Genomic DNA, 4,279 nt, shown 5'->3' on the forward strand with positions numbered 1-4,279 from the left:
ATTTGGATTGATGCAATGTTTGTTCCTTCAACAACAAAAAATCAACCTTTAGCAGAAAAGTTCATTGATTTTCTCTGCACTAAAGAATCAACTTTGAGAAATATTGATGAAGTATGGTATTCAACCGTTCATACAGAAGCAATAAAAGAAGTTGATGAAGAACTCTTAAACAACAGTGCCTTCAACATTCCGGAAGAAGATGTAGCTAAAATGGAAATGTTCAGAGATCCAAAAGAGTTCATTGAATTATACACATCAAGATGGACAGAAATAATGGCAGAACAATAAAAAATAACGAGCATACTGATATGCTCGTTATTTTTTATTGTTTATAATTTTGATTCATTACTTGCTTCGGATTCTTTTATATTTAATAAGTGAATAGCTGATAAAACAGTTACAATTATTAAAGCTGTTAAAACCAAAAATGACATATGTATTCCTCCCTTATATTCCCTAACATCATATTATTACATAAAGCTTATAGTTTCCTTAAACAACATCTAATTCGGGTGTCTTAAAGACACCCGCCCATTAAAGAAAGTCACAATATTTACAGCCTTTGCATATTTCTATTTTGCCTTCAAATATTTTTTTTATTATATCTATTGTATTTTGTGCTTCTTTATTTTTTTTATCAACTTTTGCATCATGAAGAATTATTTTTTTCGGCGATATGCTCAGCAATATATTTATTATTGTTTCATCGTATGTGCTTGTTTTGCTGTCAAGTTCGCTGGAAAATTCTGCATTTGATATATATGTCAGCTTTTTCATATTTTTATCATAAACTTGAAGCTTATTATTACTATACATTACATTTACTAATTCATTTTCTTTTTCATCTTGATCCGAAATTAATTTAATGATACTAATGAAATCCATATATTCTTTTTTCATAAGATAACTGTCAATACATTTTTCTACAACCTGTGAAGAATAAAACTTTATAAATTTCAATCTAAAATTAATAAATCCATTTAAATTTATTGAATTTGAATGTTCTATCACTTCTTTGAATTTATTTTTTATAACAAGCTGAATTTTAATATCATTATCGATTTCATCTTCTATATATTCTATTATTGAGGCGACTTCTTCTTCATCAAAGTAAAAATAATTTTCCTTAAGACAATCTATACTTTCAAGTTTAGCATACTCTACTAAGAGCTTTGTAACTTTTCCTATTATTTTTTCAATATACCCTCTTTTATTTATTTTGTCATCTGTAAAATATCTTACTCTTATATTGCCCTCATCCGTGGAGGATAATTCTATATTAATATCACTTTCATCCATATTTGTTATAATTTTAATATTGTTAAACACCTCATGATTCTCGTTCTCATTTAACTCTAATGATAAAAGCTCCACCTAGTCACTCCTCTCTGCCAGGGAGGTTATATTATTGGTATCAGCGATCCCAAATCTATTATTTGTTGACTTGAAGCTTCTTCATATATACATTCTGCAGACTGTATAAATTTTATTAATGGGTTTAAAATATTCTTATCATAGATTTTACCCGTAGATAAAAATGTATTTCCATTAATCAAACCTGTACAGCCTCCTATAAATCCATGATCATACCCTTTGAGATATACAATTTCAGGATTTATATACATACAGTCTATATTATATGATTTGAGTTTTTCATGTATCAAGAAGTCTGATGTCAATGCCTTGTTCTCGCTGATTGAGGCTGTAGAACACTTTGAATAGCCTTGATTTACATGAATGAATTCAACACCTGCTTCTTCCAAATAATACTTTAAAACCTGGTCTGTATGCTTTGTATTGTGTACAGCATAACTCCCTATTCTTGCTACATTATATGCTATATCCTCAGGATAGTTTCTACATAGAGTTTTTCCACCTTTAATAACTTTTATTCCTTTGTCAGTTAAAACTTTTCTGTAATAATCATATACATTAGGAGCTACGACAAAATTTTTATAATCCACAGGATGAATAACCATGTCAGGATGACCGTCAACAGGTTCTTGTAAGTCTTCACATTTTATAGTCTTAATGGGCTCAATATTCAATTTTTTTAAATAATTTATTATTTCATCGCTAGCCTTGTAATCAATAATAACATAACGAGGTGTTTTAGTTGGTATGTACGGATTCATATTATCTCCCAACCTGCTGGGGACGGTCCTTTTTGAGTCTTTTCCCCGACTCAAAAAGGACCGTCCCCGCTGGTACCACAGGTATTTAAAATATTTTGCAGTTTTTCTCCTTCAAACAGATACTTTCTATTGCAAAAATGACAGACCGTTTCTATTTTTTCGTCTTCCTCAATTATTTGCTGCAATTCTTTCTTTCCAAGTGATATTAATGCTTGTTCCATTCGTTCCTCTGAGCAGTCACATTTAAAACCAACAGGTATTTTATCAGTTACTTCTATCTCAAAATCACAAAATATTTTCTTTACAATATCTTCAATATCTTCATCATTATCAAAATAATCTGAAACAGAGCTAATCTTACCAAGTGAATTTTCCAGTTTAGTCAAATCTTCCTCTTCCATAAAAGGCATAGGCTGAACAATAAATCCTCCTGCTGACTTTATGTGATAGTCTCTGTCTACAAGAACTCCCAATGCTACTGCTGATTGTTGCTGTTCCGACTTCCAGTAATACATTGCTATGTCTTCGCCTATTTCTCCTGTCACGAGATCAGTGCTTCCTCCATATGGTTCTTTCATTCCTATATCCATCAATACGGTTATTTTTCCGTTAATTCCAACTGCACCGCCCACATCAAGCTTTCCATTTGCCTTTAATTCCAAATCAACATTAGGATTATCAACATATCCTTTTACATTTCCTCTGTTGTCAGACACAACTAATATTGTTCCAAGAGGCCCTCCACCATTAATGTTGATAGTAAGTTTATCATTTTCATTTTTCATCATATATCCCATCATAAGTCCCGCTGTAAGTGCTCTTCCCAGAGCAGCTGAAGCTGTTGGAGTTGTATTGTGATGAATTCTTGCTGTTTCAACTGTATTTGTAGATTTAACCATAAAAATCCTGAATGTTTTTTTCTTATCTATTGCTCTTATCATATAATCCATAATTTTATCCTTTCAATTTTGTTGCACAAAAAACTGCCCTTAATGATTTATTTGTAAATGATTCATTATTATAATCATCGTAAATTTCAATATTATCGAATCCCTCAGCTTTTAACAACTTAATAATATTTTCTGCTGAATGTATGTATTGAATTTGTTCTTCTGTAATTCTTGAATATTTATTTTCAGAATCTTTTATAAAAAAGTTAATTTCTATATCAACTGTGTTGTTTAATTTATCAATCATGTTTTCCCAAACATAAAAAACATCCCCATCATCATACACATAAGTATCATTAAACAAAGTCTCATATTTGTATTCTGTGCTCATGTCGAAAATAAATCTTGAATTGTTATTTAAATGATCATAAATATTTTTGAAAAACATTTCTGTTTCTTCTTCAGTAAGATAATTTATACCATCACAACAACATATCGCCGAATCAAACTTATCGTCTATTATAAATTTAGTCATATTTTGATTTAAAAGCCTTACCCCAGGATTTCTTCCAAGCTTTTCATAAGCTCGCATAAGCATGTCCTGCGACAAATCAAAAGCAGTAACCCTATAATTGGCATCTGCCAATAAACGAGTTATGCTCCCTGTACCACATGCAGCTTCCAATACTTTTCTGCTGCCATTTATTTTACTAATTATGAAGGATGTCCATTTTTGATAGTCTATGTCATCCATAAGCAAATCATATATTTGGGAAAACTCTTTATAACTTTGCATTTTGTTTCTTCCTTTGCTTTTTCTTAGCAGTCATTAATCCGCCAATTCTGCCGGTTTCTTTTGCAGTTAATCCTCCCCACCCTAATTCTTCGACTTTATCCATCAAGCCAAGTTCTTCAGCTATTTCCATTTTCATCAAATCTTCTGGTGTAGGTGCTTTCTTCTTTTTTTCAGCCATAATATCCTCCATATGATATTAGTATTATGGTTGAAATTACATAAATTATTCTTATTTATCTCTTTTTGCAAGCAATATTGATTTTATATCTTTTAATACCATCAGTATTTTGTTTAAAGTGTATTGTAAGCTTATTAAAATAACAAAAAACATTGCAACCAAAATAATTTTAAATTCCAAATTCATTATCGCTCCATATATTCCGACTTATTATTTTAAGTTTTATAATCTATTTATATACTTTTTTCATCTACCCTTTAAAACATTATACTACAAAAAA

The 4,279-nt window shown here is 30.2% G+C and carries 6 protein-coding genes and 1 pseudogene; 1 reads left to right on the forward strand and 6 read right to left on the reverse strand.

Annotated features, from left to right (window positions below):
• A pseudogene (locus tag SA378_RS01415) lies at window positions 1-288 on the forward strand (spermidine/putrescine ABC transporter substrate-binding protein); the annotation flags it as partial.
• A gap of 246 nt (window positions 289-534) precedes the next feature.
• Here the strand turns inward: SA378_RS01415 and ytxC are convergent.
• Genes ytxC through SA378_RS01445 form a run of 6 tightly spaced genes read right to left on the reverse strand, consistent with a single transcriptional unit; the run spans window position 535 to window position 4,185 of the window.
• A complete protein-coding gene (gene ytxC / locus SA378_RS01420; RefSeq protein ID WP_318524210.1) occupies window positions 535-1,374 on the reverse strand; it encodes a sporulation protein YtxC in 840 nt (279 codons plus the stop codon).
• 26 nt (window positions 1,375-1,400) lie between these two features.
• Window positions 1,401-2,135 carry a DUF6873 family GME fold protein gene (locus tag SA378_RS01425; protein WP_318524211.1) on the reverse strand — a complete coding sequence of 245 codons (735 nt, stop codon included), beginning with the start codon at window positions 2,133-2,135 and terminating at the stop codon, window positions 1,401-1,403.
• 50 nt (window positions 2,136-2,185) lie between these two features.
• Window positions 2,186-3,085 carry an Hsp33 family molecular chaperone HslO gene (gene hslO / locus SA378_RS01430; protein WP_318524212.1) on the reverse strand — a complete coding sequence of 300 codons (900 nt, stop codon included), beginning with the start codon at window positions 3,083-3,085 and terminating at the stop codon, window positions 2,186-2,188.
• Between the two features lie 4 nt (window positions 3,086-3,089).
• Window positions 3,090-3,821, reverse strand: a complete 732-nt coding sequence (locus SA378_RS01435) for a class I SAM-dependent methyltransferase (RefSeq protein ID WP_318524213.1) — start codon at window positions 3,819-3,821, stop codon at window positions 3,090-3,092.
• Entirely contained in the window at window positions 3,808-4,011 is a 204-nt protein-coding gene (locus SA378_RS01440; RefSeq protein WP_318524214.1) for a small, acid-soluble spore protein, alpha/beta type, read from the reverse strand. Before SA378_RS01440 ends, SA378_RS01435 begins: the two co-directional genes overlap by 14 nt.
• Window positions 4,012-4,050: 39 nt before the next feature.
• Window positions 4,051-4,185, reverse strand: coding sequence for a hypothetical protein (locus SA378_RS01445; protein ID WP_318524215.1), 135 nt, complete (start codon window positions 4,183-4,185; stop codon window positions 4,051-4,053).
• Window positions 4,186-4,279: the final 94 nt, after the last annotated feature.

It is taken from the genome of Sedimentibacter sp. (assembly GCF_033447055.1).
Classification (GTDB): domain Bacteria; phylum Bacillota; class Clostridia; order Tissierellales; family Sedimentibacteraceae; genus Sedimentibacter.